Source organism: Ponticoccus litoralis (assembly GCF_039769985.1).
GTDB classification, from domain to species: Bacteria; Pseudomonadota; Alphaproteobacteria; order Rhodobacterales; family Rhodobacteraceae; genus Ponticoccus; species Ponticoccus litoralis.
Genome location: NZ_JBDNCH010000002.1, coordinates 2,633,390 through 2,653,038, shown reverse-complemented (window position 1 = coordinate 2,653,038; position 19,649 = coordinate 2,633,390). Strand labels below are relative to the sequence as shown.

Annotated in this window: 9 protein-coding genes and 11 pseudogenes; 16 read left to right on the top strand and 4 right to left on the bottom strand. The window is 67.7% G+C overall.

The window, feature by feature from the left end:
* Positions 1-709: 709 nt before the first annotated feature.
* The 3 genes and pseudogenes from dprA to tldD form a co-directional block, all read right to left on the bottom strand.
* Positions 710-1,851: pseudogene (gene dprA / locus ABFB10_RS14255) on the bottom strand (DNA-processing protein DprA).
* 127 nt (positions 1,852-1,978) lie between these two features.
* Positions 1,979-2,485 carry a hypothetical protein gene (locus ABFB10_RS14250; protein ID WP_347167007.1) on the bottom strand — a complete coding sequence of 169 codons (507 nt, stop codon included), beginning with the start codon at positions 2,483-2,485 and terminating at the stop codon, positions 1,979-1,981.
* 7 nt (positions 2,486-2,492) lie between these two features.
* Positions 2,493-3,915: pseudogene (tldD, locus tag ABFB10_RS14245) on the bottom strand (metalloprotease TldD).
* Between the two features lie 176 nt (positions 3,916-4,091).
* Here tldD and coxB point away from each other — a divergent pair.
* The 11 genes and pseudogenes from coxB to ABFB10_RS14190 all read left to right on the top strand — a co-directional run bounded on the left by coxB (position 4,092) and on the right by ABFB10_RS14190 (position 14,273).
* Positions 4,092-4,968 (top strand): annotated as a pseudogene (gene coxB / locus ABFB10_RS14240) (cytochrome c oxidase subunit II).
* A 92-nt stretch (positions 4,969-5,060) separates the two neighbouring features.
* Positions 5,061-5,992 (top strand): annotated as a pseudogene (cyoE, locus tag ABFB10_RS14235) (heme o synthase).
* Positions 5,992-6,165: a hypothetical protein gene (locus ABFB10_RS14230; protein ID WP_347167006.1), complete on the top strand. Its 174-nt coding sequence runs from the start codon at positions 5,992-5,994 to the stop codon at positions 6,163-6,165. The pseudogene cyoE and the gene ABFB10_RS14230 overlap by 1 nt, the downstream one beginning before the upstream one ends.
* On the top strand, positions 6,155-6,772 hold the full coding sequence (locus ABFB10_RS14225; protein WP_347167005.1) for a cytochrome c oxidase assembly protein: 618 nt from the start codon (positions 6,155-6,157) through the stop codon (positions 6,770-6,772). The genes ABFB10_RS14230 and ABFB10_RS14225 overlap by 11 nt, the downstream gene beginning before the upstream one ends.
* A gap of 9 nt (positions 6,773-6,781) precedes the next feature.
* Positions 6,782-7,587 (top strand): annotated as a pseudogene (locus ABFB10_RS14220) (cytochrome c oxidase subunit 3).
* A gap of 219 nt (positions 7,588-7,806) precedes the next feature.
* On the top strand, positions 7,807-8,379 hold the full coding sequence (locus ABFB10_RS14215; RefSeq protein WP_347167004.1) for an SURF1 family protein: 573 nt from the start codon (positions 7,807-7,809) through the stop codon (positions 8,377-8,379).
* Positions 8,380-8,383: 4 nt separating this feature from the next.
* A pseudogene (thrC, locus tag ABFB10_RS14210) lies at positions 8,384-9,782 on the top strand (threonine synthase).
* A complete protein-coding gene (locus tag ABFB10_RS14205; protein ID WP_347167003.1) occupies positions 9,779-11,041 on the top strand; it encodes a M16 family metallopeptidase in 1,263 nt (420 codons plus the stop codon). Before thrC ends, ABFB10_RS14205 begins: the two are co-directional and overlap by 4 nt.
* Positions 11,041-11,623: pseudogene (locus ABFB10_RS14200) on the top strand (GNAT family N-acetyltransferase). Before ABFB10_RS14205 ends, ABFB10_RS14200 begins: the two are co-directional and overlap by 1 nt.
* A 291-nt stretch (positions 11,624-11,914) precedes the next feature.
* Positions 11,915-12,771 (top strand): annotated as a pseudogene (locus ABFB10_RS14195) (MBL fold metallo-hydrolase).
* A 124-nt stretch (positions 12,772-12,895) separates the two neighbouring features.
* A pseudogene (locus ABFB10_RS14190) lies at positions 12,896-14,273 on the top strand (FAD-binding oxidoreductase).
* Between the two features lie 84 nt (positions 14,274-14,357).
* Here the strand turns inward: ABFB10_RS14190 and ABFB10_RS14185 are convergent.
* Positions 14,358-15,212 carry a lytic transglycosylase domain-containing protein gene (locus ABFB10_RS14185; RefSeq protein ID WP_347167002.1) on the bottom strand — a complete coding sequence of 285 codons (855 nt, stop codon included), beginning with the start codon at positions 15,210-15,212 and terminating at the stop codon, positions 14,358-14,360.
* A 359-nt stretch (positions 15,213-15,571) separates the two neighbouring features.
* On the opposite strand from ABFB10_RS14185, the pseudogene ABFB10_RS14180 reads away from it, so the two are divergent.
* The 5 genes and pseudogenes from ABFB10_RS14180 to ABFB10_RS14160 all read left to right on the top strand — a co-directional run bounded on the left by ABFB10_RS14180 (position 15,572) and on the right by ABFB10_RS14160 (position 19,597).
* Positions 15,572-15,761: pseudogene (locus tag ABFB10_RS14180) on the top strand (Flp family type IVb pilin).
* Between the two features lie 116 nt (positions 15,762-15,877).
* Positions 15,878-16,057 carry a Flp family type IVb pilin gene (locus tag ABFB10_RS14175; protein ID WP_347167001.1) on the top strand — a complete coding sequence of 60 codons (180 nt, stop codon included), beginning with the start codon at positions 15,878-15,880 and terminating at the stop codon, positions 16,055-16,057.
* A gap of 199 nt (positions 16,058-16,256) precedes the next feature.
* Positions 16,257-17,113: pseudogene (gene cpaB / locus ABFB10_RS14170) on the top strand (Flp pilus assembly protein CpaB).
* Between the two features lie 374 nt (positions 17,114-17,487).
* Positions 17,488-18,918, top strand: coding sequence for a type II and III secretion system protein family protein (locus ABFB10_RS14165; RefSeq protein WP_347167000.1), 1,431 nt, complete (start codon positions 17,488-17,490; stop codon positions 18,916-18,918).
* Positions 18,919-18,925: 7 nt separating this feature from the next.
* On the top strand, positions 18,926-19,597 hold the full coding sequence (locus ABFB10_RS14160; protein ID WP_347168018.1) for an OmpA family protein: 672 nt from the start codon (positions 18,926-18,928) through the stop codon (positions 19,595-19,597).
* Positions 19,598-19,649: the final 52 nt, after the last annotated feature.

Here is a 19,649-nt window from a genome sequence, read left to right as displayed (position 1 = left end):
GTCAAATGCCTTTGACGGGGCGGGATATGGCGGCGCAAGATGCAGGGTGCAAGGGGCAATCGTCAAGGCGGGCGTCCATGCCGCGCCCGGCAAAGACCCGGTCGCGGCCCCGGATGCCGCACCAGGAAGCCGCGCGCAACGCCCGTCCTTGCCCGCGTTTCGCGCCCCTTCCCGCGGCCCTCGACGCTGGGGAAACCCTCTCCCCCGGCAGCCCGGACCGCGCGGCCCCGATGGACATGACCCGGCCCCACGCAGGGTCGGCGCATCGCGGATCTTCTGCCCCTGCGCCCGCGGAGCGGCGGCGCGGCTGCCTCTGCCGCGCCTCCCCCGCTGCGCCCCGACGGATCAGGGATCGACCCGGCGACGATCCCTTCGCATGGCACAGGGGGCGATGCAGGGGCATACCGGCAATCGGGCCGGCCCCGGGTCGCCGCCGTCAGGCACATAGGCCAACAGATGCCTGAAGGCCGCCCCCGGTTTTCCGCCCGCTCCGGCAAATCCCGCTGCCGGAGTTCTGCGGCCCCCGACCGGGCCGGCCTTCCGCGCCCCGGCCCAGAAAAAGGCCCCGGCCCCTTGCCCCTCAGGCCCCACCGACTGCCCGCCCGCCGGTCGAGCAACACGGGCGGCGCGCGTGATCCTGTGCTTCTTCTTGGTCCAAATACCTTCTTCTCTTGGCCACGGATTCTCTTGGCCACGGACGCCGCCGGTCCTAGCGGGGCACCAGCGCCAGCATCCCGCCCGGCTGGCGCTGCACCCGTCCTTCCAGTTCCAGATCGGTCAGCGCCGGGCTGACCGCCTTCGCCGCGGCGCCAAGGTCGCGGATCAGCTGGTCCTCCGAGACCGGCGACGGACCCAGCCGGTCGAGGATCTGCTGGTGCAGCGCCGCCGCCTGCTGCAGCGTGCGCCGGTCCTTCGGCGGCTCAAGCGGCAGCGCCCCCGGCCCGGCGGCTCTGGCGGGGGCGGCAGCTGCTCGATGATGTCCTCGGCGCTGCGCACCAGTTTCGCGCCGTCGCGGATCAGGATGTTGCAGCCGCCCGCGCGCCCGTCCAGCGGATGGCCCGGAACCGCCATGACCTCGCGCCCCTGGTCCAGCCCGTTGCGGGCGGTGATCAGGCTGCCGGACTTGGCCGCCGCCTCGACCACCACGACGCCCGAGGCCATGCCGGAAATGATCCTGTTGCGCACCGGGAAATGCCGCGCCACGGGCTGTATGCGCATCGGCTGTTCCGACAGCCGCAGCCCGCCCTTCGCCACGATTTCGTCCGACAGGCGCGCGTTCTCCGCAGGGTAGACCACATCGACGCCACCGGCCAGCACCGCAACCGTCCCGCCCTCCAGCGCCGCGCCATGGGCCGCCGCGTCGATCCCCCGGGCCAGTCCCGAGACAACGACATAGCCCGCCGCGCCCGGGTCCCCGGCCAGGCTGCGCGCCATACGCAGCCCCAGCGACGAGGCATTGCGCGCGCCCACCACCGCCACCATCGGTTTCGACAGCACCTCCGCGCTGCCGATCGCCCAAAGCAGCGGCGGCGCGTCGGGCAGCGCGGCCAGCGCCGGGGGATAGGCCCCGTCGCCCCGGCAGATCATCCGCGCCCCGGCCATCCGCGCCGCCTTCATCTCTGCCCGCACGACACCCTCGGGGCACGGGCTATAGCCCTCGACCCCGGCGGCGCGGGCCACCTCGGGCAGCGCCTCCAGCGAGCGCTGCGCCGTGCCGTGATCCGCCATCAGCTTCCAGAAAGTCGTCGGCCCCACCCGACGAGAGCGCAAGAGACGGAGCCAGGCCACGCGATCGTCTTCCGTGGTGGGTGGGAGTGGGGGGTGAGTGGAAGAGTAATCCTCGTCGCGCATCCCTGTCCCCGTCATCTTGCAGGCATAGCTCTAGCGCGCATTTGGTTAATCAATGGTAAACGCCGGCGAGAATGTTCAAGACAAACGGACAAGAGACTGATTTTTCGAAACATTCAATGACGCCGGGTCAGCCGCGCGACGCGGGCGGCGCGGCCTTGCCCGGTGCTTTCGCCCTGCGCGGCCCGGGCAGGCTCCACAGAACGGCCCAGCACAGCCAGCACTGCAGCGCGATGGCCAGCGCGAGGCGCGGCAGCGCAGAAGGTGCCTCTGTGGTCAGGTCGCCGTTCAGGGCCCAATGGACCACCGGAAGCCCGATCAGCAGCCCCGTGGCCATGATCGACGCCAGCCCCGCCCAGCCCCGCGCCAGAAGCGCAAGCGCCGCAGCCCAGAGCAGCGGCATCAGGAAGAAGCCGACGAGGGGCGCGCCGACAAGCGCGGAGAGGACGAACAGGATCTCGTAGCGCAGGCCCCGGCTGTCCAGCAGCCCGGGCGGTCCGGCCAGGGTCAACAGCGCCCAGGAGAGCAGCGCGGGCAGCAGCAGCCCCGCCGCCACCGCCAGCAGGGGCCGCAGGAACCCGGCCCCGCGCACCCCAAGGACCGGGCTGCGCCAGCCCAATGGCCGCGCGGGCGGCACGGGGTGATCAGACGCCAGAGCCGCCCACCGTCAGCCCGCCGATCATCACCGTGGGCTGGCCCAGGCCGACCGGCACCCATTGCCCCTGCTTGCCGCAGTTGCCCATGCCCGGGTCGAGCGCCATGTCGTTGCCGAGCGCGCGGATCTGCTGAAGCGCCGTGGCGCCGTCGCCGATCAGCGTGGCGCCCTTGACCGGCGCGCCGACCTTGCCGTCCTTCACGCGGTAAGCCTCTGTGCAGGAGAACACGAACTTGCCGCTGGTGGTGTCCACCTGCCCGCCGCCGAAGCCCACGGCGTAGATGCCGTCCTTGAGGTCGGCGAGGATATCGGCGGGGTCCGCATCGCCGCCCAGCATGTAGGTATTGGTCATGCGCGGCATCGGAATATGCGCATAGCTCTGGCGCCGCCCGTTGCCGGTGGGCGCAACCCCCATCAGCCGCGCGTTCTGGCGGTCCTGCATGAAGCCCACCAGCCGCCCGTCCTCGATCAGCACGTTCTTGCCCGAGGGCGTGCCCTCGTCGTCCACCGTGATCGACCCGCGCCGGTCGGGGATGGTGCCGTCGTCCAGCACGGTCACCCCCTTCGCCGCGATCTGCTGGCCCATCAGCCCCGCGAAGGTCGAGGCGCCCTTGCGGTTGGCGTCGCCCTCCAGCCCGTGGCCGATGGCCTCGTGCAGCAGGATGCCCGGCCAGCCGGGGCCAAGCACGATGTCCATGACACCGGCGGGTGCCGGTTCGGCGCGCAGGTTCACCAGCGCGATCCGCAGCGCCTCGCGGGCCTTGGCCTGCCAGTCCTGCGGCTCCAGCAGACCCTCCAGCGTGACGCGCCCGCCGCCGCCGGCGGTGCCGGATTCGCGGCGGCCGTTCTCTTCGACGATGACAGAGACATTGACCCGCGTCATCGGGCGCACATCCGTGACCAGCCCGCCCTCGGGGCGCAGGATGGCCACCTCCTGCAAAGAGGCCGCGATGGTTGCCGTCACCTGCACGACGCGCGAGATCGAGACCGCGCGCAAAGGCGTCGATCTCTTTCAGCGTGTCGATCTTGACCGGGAAGGACGCCCCCGCGATCGGGTCGGCATCGGTATAAAGTGTGCGGTTCGTGCCCGCGGGCGGGGGTGCCATGACGCCGCCACCGTCCCCCACGGCCAGCCGCGCCGTCTGCGCCGCCCGCTTCAGCGCGCTTTCGGAAATCTCGGTGGCATGGGCGTAGCCCGCGACCTCGCCGTTCACGGCGCGCAGGCCGAAGCCCTCGGCGGCATCGTAGCTGGCGGTCTTCACGCGACCGTCGTCCAGAACCAGCGACTCGGACCGGCGGCGTTCGAGGAAAAGCTCGCCATCCTCAGCCCCCGCAAGGGTTTCGCGCAGGATGGCAGAGGCGCGGTCCTGGTCCAGATGGGTCTCGAACGGGCGGAAGGGGGCGTCGCTCATGGGGTCCTCGGCTTGATCTGGATCAAAAAAAGCGGCGCTTTGCCGCAAGAGTACTGCTTTATCGTACCCCCGGAATATGGTTTTAAGCACCGCAGAACGCAATGGGAGGACCGGGCCGCGATTCCGTGGCGCGCGAAAGCCATTCCATGACCGATGACGCTAGATCAGGGTAGACCATGCAACTCAAGACGATGCTGACGGGCCTTGCCGCCGCCTTCCTCGCCGCGCCGGCCCTGGCGCAGGACCTCGATGTGGTGGGCAAGCCCCACGCCGGCGGACTGGGCTTTCAGCCTGCCGCAACCGAACTGGCCCGCGACCTGCAGTGGCTCGACGGCATGATCCTGGTGATCATCACCATCATCACGCTGCTTGTGGTGGGCCTGCTCGCCTGGTGCGTGGTGCGCTTCAACGCCCGGTCGAATCCGACCCCCAGTTCCTTCACCCACAACACCCCGATCGAGATCGCCTGGACGCTGGGCCCGATCGTCATCCTCGTCTTCATCGGCGCCTTCTCGCTGCCGGTGCTGTTCAAGCAGCAGGAGATCCCCGAGGGCGACATCACCATCAAGGTGACCGGCTACCAGTGGTACTGGGGTTACGAATACGTCGGCGAGGACCTGGCCTTCGAAAGCTACATGATCGGCTCGCCCGCCACCGGTGGCGAAAACCGCATGTCGCCGGAAGTCTCTGACATGCTTCAGGAAGCCGGGTACACGGACGAGGATTTCCTGCTGGCCACCGACACCGCCGTCGTGGTGCCCGTGGGCGCGACCGTGGTGATGCAGGTCACCGCCGCCGACGTGATCCACTCGTGGACCATCCCGGCCTTCGGCGTGAAGCAGGACGCCGTCCCCGGTCGCCTGGCCGAGCTGCACTTCACCGCCGAGCGTGAAGGCGTGTACTTCGGCCAGTGCTCCGAACTCTGCGGCATCGCGCATGCCTACATGCCGATCACCGTCCGAGGTCGTCAGCCCCGAGGCCTATGACGCATGGCTTGCGGCTTCCAAGGAAGACGGCTGGCCGGTGGATGTCCGCACCATCCTGACGAACTGAAGCGGCGCGGCGGGTTGAAGACCCGCCCTGCCCCGACTTTTTGAACGACGTGACGGGTGGGCATCGGGCCCGCCCTGTTCACAGGAGAGACCATGAGCGACGCAAGCTTCGACAGCCAGCTTCGGGAGAACGAGGCGGAATTCGGCGATTACTTCGCCCTGCTCAAGCCACGCGTGATGACGCTTGTGGTCTTTACCGCCTTCGTCGGCCTGCTGGCGGCACCGGTCGCCGTGCATCCCTTCGTCGGCTTCTGCGCAATCCTCTTCATCGCCGTGGGCGGCGGCGCCTCGGGCGCGCTGAACATGTGGTACGACGCCGACATCGACGCGGTGATGAAACGCACCGCCAAGCGCCCGATCCCCGCGGGCCGCGTGGCGCCCGAAGAGGCCCCGGCCATCGGCCTGACCCTGTCGGTCTTTGCCTGCGTGTTCCTCGGCCTTGCCACCAACTGGCTGGCCGCCGGGCTGCTGGCTTTCACCATCTTCTTCTACGCGGTCATCTACACGATGTGGCTGAAGCGCGCGACGCCGCAGAACATCGTGATCGGCGGCGCCGCCGGGGCTTTCCCCCGATGATCGGCTGGGCCGCCGCGACCGGCGACATCTCGACCGCCTCGGTGCTGATGTTCTGCCTGACCTTCCTGTGGACCCCGCCGCACTTCTGGGCGCTGGCGCTGTTCGTCCGCATGGACTACGACAATGCGACCGTGCCGATGCTGACCGTGACCCATGGTCGCCGCGCGACGCGCACGCATATCCTGGCCTACACCGTCCTGCTGGCGGCCTTCGCCATCGGGCTGGGCTTCACGCAGGTCGGCGGACCGATCTACCTTGCCACTGCCCTGGTGCTGAACGCGCTCTTCCTGCGCGGCGCCTGGGCCATCTGGCGCCGGGACGAAGCCACCTGCGAGGCCGACAACTTCAAGGCCGAGAAAAGCTTCTTCAAGCTGTCCCTCGTCTATCTCTTCGCCCATTTCGGCGCGATCCTCGTCGAGGCGGGCCTCGACCGCATGGGAGCCTGGTAATGGCGGGTCTGGTCAAGGAACACGAACTTCATCGCCGCCGGAAGGGGCGCAACATGGGCGTGGGCCTCGTGCTCGTTGCCTTCATTGCGCTGATCTTCGGGCTGACCATCGTCAAGGTCGGCGGCGGCGACTATCAGGCAAGACCGGAAACGGAGGTCCAGGATGGCAATTGACGGCAAGCAGAAAACGGTTCTCCAACTCGCCGGCGTGGTCGTGACCATGGGCGCGCTGGCATGGGCCTCTGTCCCCTTCTACAACTGGTTCTGCCGGGTGACCGGTTACGGCGGCACGACCGCCGTCGCCCAGGGCTCTACCGGCGAGATTCTGAACAAGACCATCAAGGTCAAGTTCGACGCGTCGAAGGACCGCGACATGGCCTGGGAATTCAAACCCATGCAGACCGAGATGACGGTGCGCATCGGCGAAGAGGGCCTGGCCTTCTACGAGGCGCACAACCCCACCGACCGGCCCATCGCCGGTCAGGCCACCTATAACGTCGCCCCCTATGATGCCGGCAGTTTCTTCAACAAGATCGAGTGTTTCTGCTTCACCGAGCAGGTGCTGATGCCGGGAGAGCGGGTACAGATGCCGGTCAGCTTCTTCGTCGACCCCGAGATCGTCACCGACCGGGACGCGAAGTACACCAAGCACATCACCCTGTCCTACACCTTCTACGAGATCGACCTGCCCGAAGAAACGCAGGCCGCTCTCGATACCGGTGCCCTTGGCGCCGCCCCCCAAAACGATGCACAAGCATCCGATAACGAACGCCTGAACTGAGGGAACGCCATGGCGCATGCAAAAAATCACGACTACCACATCCTGAGCCCCTCCATCTGGCCGCTTGCCGGCGCCGTGGCGGGCTTCGTCATGCTGTTCGGCGCTGTGCTGTGGATGCACGACCACGGGCCCTGGGCCTTCCTGGTCGGCCTCGTCGGCGTGCTTTACGTCATGTTCGGCTGGTGGTCCGAAACCGTCGCCGAGAACCAGGTGGGCGATCACACGCCGGTCGTGCTGATCGGCCTGCGCTACGGCTTCATCCTGTTCATCATGTCCGAGGTGATGTTCTTCTTCGCGTGGTTCTGGAGCTTCTTCAAACACGCGCTGTACCCGATGGACCCGAACGGCAACTCGCCCGCCATCGACGGCCCTGGCCGCCCGCCGGGATCGAGACCTTCGACCCCTTCCACCTGCCGCTGATCAACACGCTGATCCTGCTGTGCTCGGGCGCCGCCGCCACCTGGGCGCACCACGCGCTGGTGCACGAGAACAACCGCAAGGACATGGTGTCCGGCCTGACCATCGCGATCCTGCTGGGCCTGATCTTCTCGGTCTTCCAGGCCTATGAGTACAGCCACGCGGCCTTCGGCTTCTCGGGCAACATCTATGGCGCCAACTTCTTCATGGCGACGGGCTTTCACGGGTTCCACGTGATCATCGGGACGATCTTCCTGTTCATCTGCCTGCTGCGGACCATGCGCGGCCACTTCACCCCGGAAAACCACCTCGGGTTCGAGGCGGCGGCCTGGTACTGGCACTTCGTGGACGTGGTCTGGCTGTTCCTCTTCGCCTCGATCTACATCTGGGGCGCCTGACGGCCCCCATACAGACAGGGCTTGCACCCGCACCCTGCTGCGATAAACCAAGGCGCGCCCCATACGGCGCGCCTTTTTCGTGCCGCCTGCCCTGACCAAGACCGAGGCCACCCGTGTTGAACCGTCTTGCCGCCCCCCTGCTGATTGGCCTTCTCGGCGCTGCCGTGCTGCTGTGGCTGGGTTTCTGGCAGATGGACCGGCTGGCACTGGAAACAGGGTGTGCTGGCAGAGATCACCGCAACCATCGACGGCGACCCGCAGCCGCTGCCTGTGCTCGTCGACCCCGAAGCGCAGCGCTACCAGCCGGTGACCCTGACCGGGCACATCGGCGACGGCGCGCTCTTCGTGCTGGTCTCGATCAAGCGGCAGGGCGCGGGCTGGCGGGTGATCTCGCCCTTCACGACAGACGACGGGCGCACGATCCTGCTCGACCGGGGCTTTACCCCGGTGGCCGAAAAATCCGCGCCCCGGCGCAGCGGCCCCGTCACCCTGACCGGCAACCTGCACTGGCCCGACGACCGCAACGATTCGACCCCCGAGAACGACGAGGCGGGCAACACCTGGTTCGCCCGCGACATCGGCCCCATGGCCGAGGCGCTGAAGACCGAACCGCTGTTGGTCGTCGCCCGCGACATCACGCCGCCGGACTCGGGCATCGCCCCCCTGCCCGTCTCGACCGAGGGCATCCCGAACGACCACCTGCAATATGCCGTGACCTGGTTTTCCCTCGCCGCGGTCTGGCTTCTCATGACCGGCGCCTGGATCTGGCGCCGCCTGCAAGGCAAGGACTGACCCCATGCGCTATATCTCCACCCGCGGACAGGCCCCGGCCCTGACCTTCGAAGAAGCCATGCTTTCGGGCCTCGCCCGCGACGGCGGCCTCTATGTCCCCGAGACGATCCCGCAGATGTCCCCCGCCGAGATCAGGGCACTGCACGGCCTCAGCTACGAGGAAACCGCCTTTCGCGTCATGCGGCCCTTCATCGGCGAGACCTTCGATGACGCCACCCTGCGCGAGCTGATCGCCAAGGCCTACGCCGGCTTCGGGCATGAGGCCCGCGCGCCGCTGAAGCAGCTGGCGCCCGGCCATTTCCTGCTGGAGCTGTTCCACGGGCCGACGCTGGCCTTCAAGGACTTCGCCATGCAGCTGATCGGCCAGTTCTTCCGAGGAGGCGCTGAAGCGCCGGGGCGAGCGCGTGACCATCGTCGGCGCCACCTCGGGCGACACCGGCAGCGCCGCCATCGAGGCCTTCAAGGGGCTCGACAATGTCGACGTGGTGATCCTGTTCCCGCATGGCCGCGTGTCCGAGGTGCAGCGCCGCCAGATGACCACGCCCGCCGAATCCAACGTCCACGCCCTCGCGCTCGACGGCGATTTCGACGACTGTCAGGCGCGGCTGAAGGACATGTTCAACCACTTCGACTTCCGCGACGAGGTGCGGCTGGCGGGCGTCAACAGCATCAACTGGGCGCGGGTTCTGGCGCAGGTCGTCTACTACTTCTCCGCCGCCGTGTCGCTGGGCGCGCCCGAGCGCAAGGTCAGCTTCACCGTGCCCACCGGCAACTTCGGTGACATCTTCGCGGGCTTCATCGCCAAGCAGATGGGTCTGCCGATCCACCGCCCGGTGATCGCGACCAACCAGAACGACATCCTGCACCGCTGCATGGAAACCGCCGAGTACCGCAAGAACGGCGTGAAGCCCTCGATCTCTCCGTCGATGGATATCGAGGTCTCGTCCAACTTCGAGCGCGCGCTGTTCTGGGCGCATGACAAGGACGGCGCCGCCATCGCCAAGCTGATGACCGAGCTTCAGACAGAGGGCAGCTTTGCCATCTCGCCCAACGCCATGGGCGCGCTGGCCGAGCATTACGACAGCGAGCCGCGCCGACGAGGCGACCACCAGCGCCACCATCAAGGCGACCCGCGCCAGCGCCGGAGAGCTGCTCTGCCCGCATTCCGCCGTGGGCGTCCATGTCGGCAACGAGGCCGCCGCAAAGGCCCCCGAGACGCCGATGATCACGCTGGCCACGGCGCATCCGGCCAAGTTCCCCGACGCGGTCGAGGCGGCCAGCGGCATCCGCCCCCTCTTCCCAATCGCATGGCCGACCTGTATGAGCGTCCGGAACGCGTGACGCGGGTCGCCAACGACCTGTCCGCACTCGAGTCCCTGATCAAGGAGCGTATCGCCCGGTGACCGTCCAGCTCGCGACCCTTTCCAATGGCCTCCGCATCGTCACGGAACGGATGCCCGGGCTGCAATCCGCCTCTGTCGGCCTCTGGGTCACCGCGGGCGGGCGGCACGAGCGGCCCGAACAGAACGGCATCGCGCATTTCCTTGAGCACATGGCCTTCAAGGGCACCGGACGGCGCAGCGCGCTGCAGATCGCCGAGGAAATCGAGGACGTGGGCGGCTATATCAACGCCTATACCTCGCGCGAGGTCACGGCCTATTACGCCCGCGTGCTCGAGGCCGATACCGCGCTGGCGGTGGACGTGCTGGCCGATATCCTGCGCAATCCCCTCTTCGAGGAGCGCGAGATAGAGACCGAGCGGCACGTCATCCTGCAGGAGATCGGTCAGGCGCATGACACGCCGGACGACATCATCTTCGACTGGCTGCAGGAAAAGGCCTACCCGGAACAGGCGCTGGGGCGCACCATCCTTGGCGAATGCGACCGGGTGCGGGGCTTTGGCCGCGACGACCTGACCGCCTTCGTCGACGAACACTACGGGCCCGACCAGCTGATCCTTTCGGCGGCGGGTGCGGTCGATCACGACACGCTTGTGCGGCAGGCCGAGGCGCTTTTCGGCGACATGACCCCGCGCCGCGCGCTGATCGCGGACACCGCGCGCTTTCACGGCGGCGAGGCGCGGCGCACGAAGGACCTTGAACAGGCGCATATGGCGCTGGCCTTCGAGGCGCCGGGCTACCGCGACCCCGCCTTCTACGCCGCGCAGATCTATTCCATCGCCCTTGGCGGCGGCATGTCCTCGCGCCTGTTTCAGGAAATCCGCGAGAAGCGCGGGCTGTGCTACACCATCTTCGCCCAGAACGGCGCCTATGCCGACACCGGCCTGACGACGATCTACGCCGGAACCTCGGGCGAAGAAATGCCGGAACTGGCGCATCTGACGGTGGACGAGATGAAGCGCGCCGCCGAGGACATGAGCGACGCCGAGGTCGAGCGCGCACGCGCCCAGATGAAGGCGGGCCTGCTGATGGGCCTCGAAGGCTCTTCCTCGCGGGCCGAGCGCATGGCGCGCATGGTGCAGATCTGGGGCGAGGTGCCGCCGATCGAGCGCACGGTCGAACGCATCGACGCGGTGACCCGCGCGGACGTTCTGGCCTTCGCGCAGGATCAGGCCCGGACGGCGGGCGCCGCGCTGGCGCTTTACGGCCCGGTGGATGGCGCGCCGACACTGGAACAATTGCAGGAACGACGGGCCGCCTGATGATCGCTTTCCGGCGCAAGCTGCGGCTCGAGACGGAGCGTCTGACGCTGCGCCCCCCGGTGCATGCGGATTACGCCCCCGGGTCGCGCTGCGCCGGGAAAGCCGCGACTACCTGACCCCCTGGAGCCCTCGTGGTCGCCCGACCACCTGTCGCGCAAGGCCTTCACCAATCGCGTCTACTGGGCCTCGCGGTCGATCGCCGCCGGAACCGCCCTGCCGCTGTTCCTGATCCGGCGCAGGGACGAGGCGCTCCTGGGCGCCATCACGCTGGACAATATCCGCCGTGGACCGGCGCAGGCGGGCACGCTGGGCTACTGGACCGGGCAGGCCTATGCCCGGCGCGGCTACATGTCCGAGGCCATCGCGGCGCTGGTGCATCATTCCTACGAGCGGCTGAACCTCAGCCGGGTCGAAGCCGCATGCCTGCCCGAAAACGTCGCCTCGCGCGGGCTGCTGGAACGCTCGGGCTTCAAATACGAGGGCGTGGCGCAAAGCTATCTTCAGATCAACGGGCGCTGGCGGACACATGTGCTTTATGCGGCGCTGCGCATGGACCGGCGCGGGCGCACCTCGGTCGGCTAGCACGGTCCGGGCGCGGCCCTGCCCGAGGCCCGGCAGGACAGGCCGGTGGCGCGGGCCGCTTGTCGGGTGAAGGGGACGCGCGCGCCTGACGCTCCTATCTAGGGCACATCGAAACGCCCCCGTTGCCCCGGCGCTTGGCCACATTCCGGCGAAGCCCCCCAACCACAACCGGTGCCCCCGGCCTGCCCGTTTCCACGGCACGCCCCACCGCTGCGCCTGCCTCTGACGCCGTCGTGACTTTGGCGGCTGGGCTTTCGCGCCTAGGCTGGGCGGACACCACGGGAGTCCGCCATGTTCCGCCGCAGCCTTCGGGTCCTGAGCGCCCAGATCCTGACCGCTTTGACCCTGACGCCCCTGACCCTGCCCGCATCGGCGCAAGAGCAGCGCCGCCCCAGCCATTGCATCGCCATCGCCGACGCCGCCCCGGGGCTGGAGTTCCTGCACAAGGCAAGCTGGCAAGCCCCCTGCCCGAGTACAGCGTCGGCATCCACTACATCGGCCATGCCTCGTTCCTGATCCGCACGGCGGGCGGGCTGGACGCGGTGACCGATTTCAACGGTTACATCGGCCAGACGACGCTGATCCCCGACATCGTGACGATGAATCACGCGCACAGCACCCACTGGACCGAGGCCATCGACCCGGCCATCCCCCATGTGCTGCGCGGCTGGGGCGAAGAATTCGGGACCGGGATCGACCATCACCTCGACCTTGACGAGATGCTGATCCGCAATGTCTCGACCGACATCCGCTCGGCCTATGGCGGGACAGAACCCGAGGGCAATTCGATCTTCATCTTCGAGGTCGAGGGTCTGTGCATCGCCCATCTTGGCCACCTGCACCACGAACCCACGGATGAACAATACGCGGCGCTTGGCCGGGCCGACGTGCTGATGGTGCCGGTGGACGGCGGACTGACCCTGCCCCTGCCGGTGATCGTGCGGGTGACAGAGCGGCTGAAATCCTCCATCGTGATCCCGATGCACTGGTTTTCCGGCTACGCGCTGGAGCGGTTTCTCGAAGACATCGACAAGAGCTTTGTCATCGACCGCCGGGACGGGCCTTTCATGGCGGTCTCGCTGCGCGACCTGCCCGCGCGCCCGACAGTCGTGGTCCTGCAACCGCAGTGGCTGACCGATACCGAGTGACCCCGGCTTGCCGCAGATAGTATCCAAGTGTATGCAATACTCAGCCCGACCGGGGCGAGAGGATTTCAGCCGCCACGAGGACCAGCATGCCGCTTTCCCCGCCGATGACGCCTTTGCCGACAGTCTGGCAAAGACCCTTCCCGCCGATACCCTGCGCCGCGCCGAACCCCGCTATCTGGAAGAGCCGCGCGGGCACTGGAAAGGCAGCGCCGGCTGGGTCGCCCTGCCCCGCAGCGCCGAAGAGGCCGCGACAATCGTCCGTGCCTGCGCGGCGGCGGGCGTGGGCACTGGTGCCCTACGGCGGCGGGACGGGGCTTGTGGGTGGGCAGGTCTCGCCCGATCAGCCCGCGCCGCTGGTGATCTCGCTGGAACGCATGACCCGTATACGCGCCGTCAGCGCCGTCGAGAACGTGCTGACGGTCGAGGCGGGCGCCATCCTGACCGACGTGCAGGCCGCCGCCGAAGAGGCCGGGCGCCTGTTTCCCCTGTCGCTCGGCTCGGAAGGCTCGGCGCGGATCGGCGGCCTGCTGGCGACCAACGCGGGCGGGGTGAACACGCTGCGCTACGGCAATGCCCGCGATCTGGTGCTGGGGCTGGAAGCGGTGCTGCCGGACGGCACGCTGTGGCACGGGCTTAAACGGCTGCGCAAGGACAACACCGGCTACGACCTGCGCCACCTGCTGATCGGCGCCGAGGGAACGCTGGGGCTGATCACGGCGGCCAGCCTGAAGCTGTTCCCCCGGCCCGCCGCCACCAGTGTGGCGATCCTCTCGGTCGCGGGACCGCAGGCGGCGCTGGACCTTCTGTCCATGGCGCGCGGACAGCTGGGCGAGCAGATCAGCGCCTTCGAGCTGATCCACCGCATGGGCTTCGACTTTCTGTCCGAGGCGATGCCCGAGGTCCGGCAACCCTGGCCGGAGCCGCCGGAATGGGCGGTGCTGATCGAGATCGGGCTTGGCGCCGGGCAGGATCCGGACGCGGCGCTGGAGCTACTGTTCGGCGAGGCGCTGGAGGCCGGGCTGGTCGACGACGGCATGGTCGCGCAGAGCGAACAGCAAGCGGCGGATTTCTGGGCCTGCCGCGAGCAGATCCCGGAAGCCAACCGCCATATCGGCGCGATTTCCAGCCATGACATCGCCGTGCCGCTGAGCGCCCTGCCCGAGTTCATCGCGCGCGGCGGACCGGCTCTGGCGGAACTGGGGGACTTCCGGATCAATTGCTTCGGCCATGTCGGCGACGGCAACCTGCATTACAACGTCTTCCCGCCGAAGGGGCGCAAGGCCTCGGAGTTCCGCGCATTGCGCGAGGCGATCAAGACCTGCGTGCATGACGTGGTGCATGCGCTCGACGGCTCTGTCAGCGCCGAGCACGGCATCGGGCGGCTGAAGGTCGGCGACCTGGAACGCTACGGCGATCCGGCCAAGCTGGCGGCGATGCGGGCGATCAAGGTCGCGCTGGATCCGGCGGGGATCATGAACCCCGGCGCGGTGCTGCGCGGCTGACCTTCGTGGAGGGGCGCAGCCCCTCGCCCTGCGGGCTCACCCCGAGGGTATTTGGACCAAGAAGAAACCCAGGGCGCGCGGGCCTCAGCGCGCCGCGACCTGGAAGACGCAGCCGTCCGAGACCAGCATGGGGCGCGTCAGGCAGAGGCCCATGGCGACCTCGAAGGCGGCGAGCACCTTGGGCACGTAGTCGCGGGTCTCGGCATAGGGCGGCACGCCGCCATGCTGGCCGATGGAGTTTTCGCCCGCGTTGTAGCCTGCAAGGACGAGGATCGGATCGCCGTCGAATTTCTGCATGAGGAAGTCGAGGAAGGCGACGCCGCCCGCGATGTTCTGCGCCGGGTCGAGGCTGTCCGTCACGCCGAAACGCGCGGCGGTGGCGGGCATGAGCTGCATCAGCCCCTGCGCACCGGCGCCGCTGACCGCATCCTTGCGGCCCCCGGATTCGACCGAGATCACCGCCAGGGCCAGCGCCGGCGAGACCCGGGTGCCCACCGTTTCCCGCAGGATGTCCTTGCCGTGGCGCGCCGCGATGTCCTGCAGCGCCTGAAGGCGCGGCGCAGCCACCCGTTCGCCCGCCGGCCCCCTGCCCAGTGTCATCAGCGCCGGTTCCAGCCGGCCTGGACCGCTGTCTTCCTGCCTTGCGGAGACCGTGCTCCAGAACCAGCCGTAGCGGGTCGACGGGGCGGCGGGCGCAACGGCGGCGGCGGCGGTCGAGACAGGCTTTGCCTCTGGCGCAGGGGCGGATTTCTGCGGCAGCGGCGGCACCGCCGGGTTGGCGCGCGGCGCGATCTGCACGGTGATGCGCTTCCTGGCGCCCGAGGCGGGCGGTTTCACCCGCTTGGCGGAAAAATCGGCGAAGGGCTGCGGGGCTTCCGCTGCCGCGGACAGCGCAAGGGTCGCGCCAAGCGCGGCGGCGCAAAGGAGTCTGACTGCCATGGACCTGCTCGTTCTTCTGCCTGCGGCATGTTTTCCGCCAGTCTGGCACAAAACCGGACCCATTTCCACGAAGTGTTGCCCCTGCGTGAACGGCTGTGGCGGGTTTTCCCGTCCAAAGGACTGGTCTGCCGCCCCTTTCCAGAGAGAAATCCCTGAAAGAGGGGGTCAATTCCAAATACTTGTTCGCGCCCCGACAAGGCCCCGATCAAAACCCAAAATCAATCCAATCCGGTCCAAATCTCGCCGCAAAGGAAGGGCTAATTAGGGTCATACCAACGAGGGAACAGGGCAAGTGAGAGAGGCCCGCAGCAAGCCCCCGAAGGTGAATGTGAGCAAACACACTTCTACGGAGAGAGACCATGATCAACTTCATCAAGAACTTCCGCAAGGACGAAGACGGCGCAGTCACGGTTGACTGGGTTGTTCTGACCGCCGCCGTCGTGGGCACTGGCGATTGCCGCATACGGCACCATCTCGGCCAACACCCAGACGCTGATCGGCACCGCCGCCACCGCCGTCGCAACCGAGAACACCAACTTCGGCAACTGATCTCCGGCATAGGTCCGGGGCTCTACGAAGAGGCCACAATGCGAACGCCCGCCGTACGCGGCGGGCGAGCGTGAGGAAAGCCAAGACCCCATACAGCCCCATTCCGGAGAAATGCGATGTGCAACCGCCTGTCGACCTTTTCGAACGAAGAAGACGGCGCGGTCACCGTCGACTGGGTCGTCCTGACCGCAGCGATGATCGGTCTGTGTATCGCCGCCTACACGGCGATCGAGACCTCTACGCTGGGACTGCGGGACGCTGTGGCAACCGAACTGACCGAACAGAACAACTTCTGACGCTTGCCCCTGTTTCCAGGCGCCCGTCTTCCAGACCGGAAGGCGGGCGCCCCTTTGCATTTCCGACCGAAACGACGGGCCCGGTGGCGCCGGAAAAGCACCGCGCGACCGCCCCGCTTTCGCCCCAAACCCCGGTGAGACTGGGGCAGACACTTCCCGGTCCGGCCCCGGTCGGACAGCTGTTTCAAAGGTGATCCAGATGCGACTTCTATTCGGACTTGTGCTCATCGCCGGGATCGGCCTGGCCGGTTTCGCCGTCTACATGGCGCAGAACTACATCGGCGCCTACGAAACGGCGCTTCAGCAGGAGCGCGCCAAGAACGTCGGCGCGATCCCGACGCAGCAGATCTACGTGGCCAAGCGCGCCATCGCCTATGGCGAGCCGGTGACCGCCGAGGACGTCGTGCTGGCAAACTGGCCGAAGGAGATCCTGCCCGAGGGCATCTTCGACGCCGAGACACCGCTTTTCCAGCCCGGCGATGCGCCCCGCGTTGCCATGCGCCCGATCGAGAAGTTCGAGGCCGTCATGGCGGTCAAGGTCTCGGAGCCCGGCGGCGATGCCGGCCTGACCTCGCGGCTGGATCGCGGGCAGCGCGCCTTTGCGATCAAGGTGGATGTGGCCACCGGCGTTTCCGGCTTTCTGCGCCCCGGCGACCGGGTGGACGTCTACTGGACCGGGCGGATCGGGTCCAACGATCCGAACCTGCCCGAGGGCGATGTGACCAAGCTGATCGAGACGGGGGTGCGCCTGATCGCCATCGACCAGATGGCGGTAACCGAGCTGAACTCTGCCACCATCGCCCGGACCGTGACGGTCGCCGCCAGCCCGCAGCAGGTCGCGGCCACTGGCTCAGGCGCAATCGACCGGCAACCTGTCGCTGTCGCTGATGGGCCACAACGACGACACCGTGGCCGAGGCCATCGAGGTCGACCAGCGCGCCTTGCTGGGCCTTGCCCGAGGTCGAGCAGCAGGCACCGGAGGCGGCGCAGCCCTGCGTAACCCGCGTGCGCCGGGGCGCCGAAGTGGTCGAGATCCCGATCCCCTGCACCAACTGACCAAGGCCCGACGACCACGGGCAGCGCGGGGGCTTTCCGCATCCTCGGCCCCCCGGCCCGTGCGGGACCACAAGCCATGGCGCGATCCTAAACCCCTGCCCCGCCGGACAACGGCGGGGTCGATGGCCCCGGCAGGCCCTTGGCAAAGTCACGGGCTGAGGCCCGACGGGCAGACGCCCCGGGCGAGCCCGCCACAGACGCGCAACCTAAAAGAGAACACCCCGGGCCCGCCCATCACACCTGTTGCGAGATATCCACATAAAGGCCGGGCGCGAAGGCATTGATTGTTGCAAAAAATCGGGAATTGCAGCAGGCTTTGTCAAAATGCGGGCGAAAAGACCCGGATGCAGAGGCGTGATCGAAAGGCAGGTCACATGAAATTCGACTTTGTGAAGGCGGCCCTTCTGGGGCTGACCTTGGGGTTTGCCCCGCTGGCGGAGGCTGTCCAGGCCGAAACCGTGCATGTGGTCCGCACCGGGACCGAACAGATCCTCAGTGTCCCGATGAACCGGGCCGTGGTGGTCGAAAGCGACGTGCCCTTTGCAGAGCTGTCCATCGCCAATCCGGCCATCGCCGACATATCCTCGCTTTCGGATCGCACCATCTACGTGCTGGGCAAGACGCCGGGCACGACGACGCTGACCATCCTCGACCCGCAGGGCCGGCTGATCACCAATGTCGATGTCCGCGTGTCGGCGGATGTGTCCGAGTTCAAGGAGCGGCTGCGCCAGATCCTTCCGGACGAGAAGATCGAGGTGCGCACCGCCAACGACGGCATCGTGCTGTCGGGCACCGTGTCGTCGACCATGCGCATGCAGCGCGCGCTGGATCTTGCGGAACGCTACGCGCCCGAGCGGGTGTCGAACCTGATGGGCGTCGGCGGCGTGCAGCAGGTCATGCTGAAGGTCCGCTTCGCAGAGATGCAGCGCACGGCGGCCAAGTCGCTTGCCGCCTCCATCGCGACCGGGGGCTCTGTCCTGAACGGCGATCTGGGGCTTGAGGTCGGCACCGGCAATGCAGCCCCCTTCGCCAATGTGGACGCCGTGGCGGACAAGCTTCGGCCACGCACTGTCGACACGCAGGGCGCAACGCTTTTCGGTTTCAATGCCGGCGGGCTGGAAGTGGGCATCCTGCTGGAGGCGCTGGAGCGCAAGGGCGTCGTCCGCACGCTGGCAGAGCCGAACCTGACCGCCCTGTCCGGGCAGGAGGCGAAGTTCCTCGCCGGTGGCGAATACCCGATCCCGGTGGCCCAGCAGAACAACACGATTTCCATCGAATACAAGCCCTTCGGTGTCGAGCTGAACTTCATTCCCCGGGTGGTGGACGGCGATCTGATCAACCTCGAACTGGAAGCGGCGGTCTCTTCCATCGACACCAACAACGCGGTCGTCCTGTCCGACATCGCGGTCAATGCCTTCAGGCGGCGCGAGACCTCGACCACGGTGGAACTGCGCGACGGCGAAAGCTTTGCCATCGCCGGCCTCTTGATGGACGACTTCCAGGACCTCAACGACCAGGTGCCGTGGCTGGGTGACGTGCCGGTGCTGGGCGCGCTCTTCCGCAGCGCCTCGTACCAGCGCGAACAGTCCGAGCTGGTCATCATCGTGACGCCACACCTCGTGACGCCGACCCGGGGCGAGGCCTTTGCCCTGCCCACCGACCGCGTCGTGCCGCCGACCGAGAAGGACCTCTTCCTGCGCGGCAAGACCGTGGGCGCCGACCCGATCCGCACCCCCGTCCGCGGCGGTGCCGGAGAGGTGGCAAAGCAGGATTACACCGGCTCCTACGGCTACGTGATGGATTGAACGGATGATGCAGACGCGAAAGACCCTCCGACTGACGATGCTGGGCCTCTCGGCCGGGGCGATGCTTTCGGGCTGCGCGGCGCACGACGTCAACGGCTTCAACCGCGAGGCCGGGTCGCTGATCGACACCGGAGACTTCGGCAATGCCACCATGAACAACCACCAGTACATGACCGGGCAGAAGCAATACGTCTACGACCTGTCGCAGCGCTTCGCCTCGGAGGTGCTGACCACGGTCAACTTCGCCTTCAACTCGTCCACGCTGGATCAGGGCGCCATCGACACCCTGCGCGAACAGGCGCGCTGGATCCGCCAGTTCCCCGAGGTCCGCTTCCGCGTCTACGGCCACGCCGACAAGGTCGGCAGCGCCGGGTACAACAAGGCGCTTGGCCTGAAGCGCGCCAATACGGTGGTGAATTTCCTCGTCAGCCGGGGCATCTCGCGCACGCGGCTCGAGGCGGTGGTCTCCTTCGGCGAGACCCAGCCGCTGATCGTGACCGAGGGCCGTGAACGCCGCAACCGGCGCACCGTGACAGAGGTTTCGGGCTTCGTGACCGGGCATCCGACCATCCTCGACGGCAAATACGCCGAGGTGATCTATCGCGAATACGTCAACAGCGCGGAACCGGAGAGCGGCCTGACCGGGCTGCAGGGCCGGGATTTCGGCATCGACCAGTAAAGGCGGCGCCGGACGGGGCACGCGCATCGGCAAGGGGGCGGCTGCGGCCGCC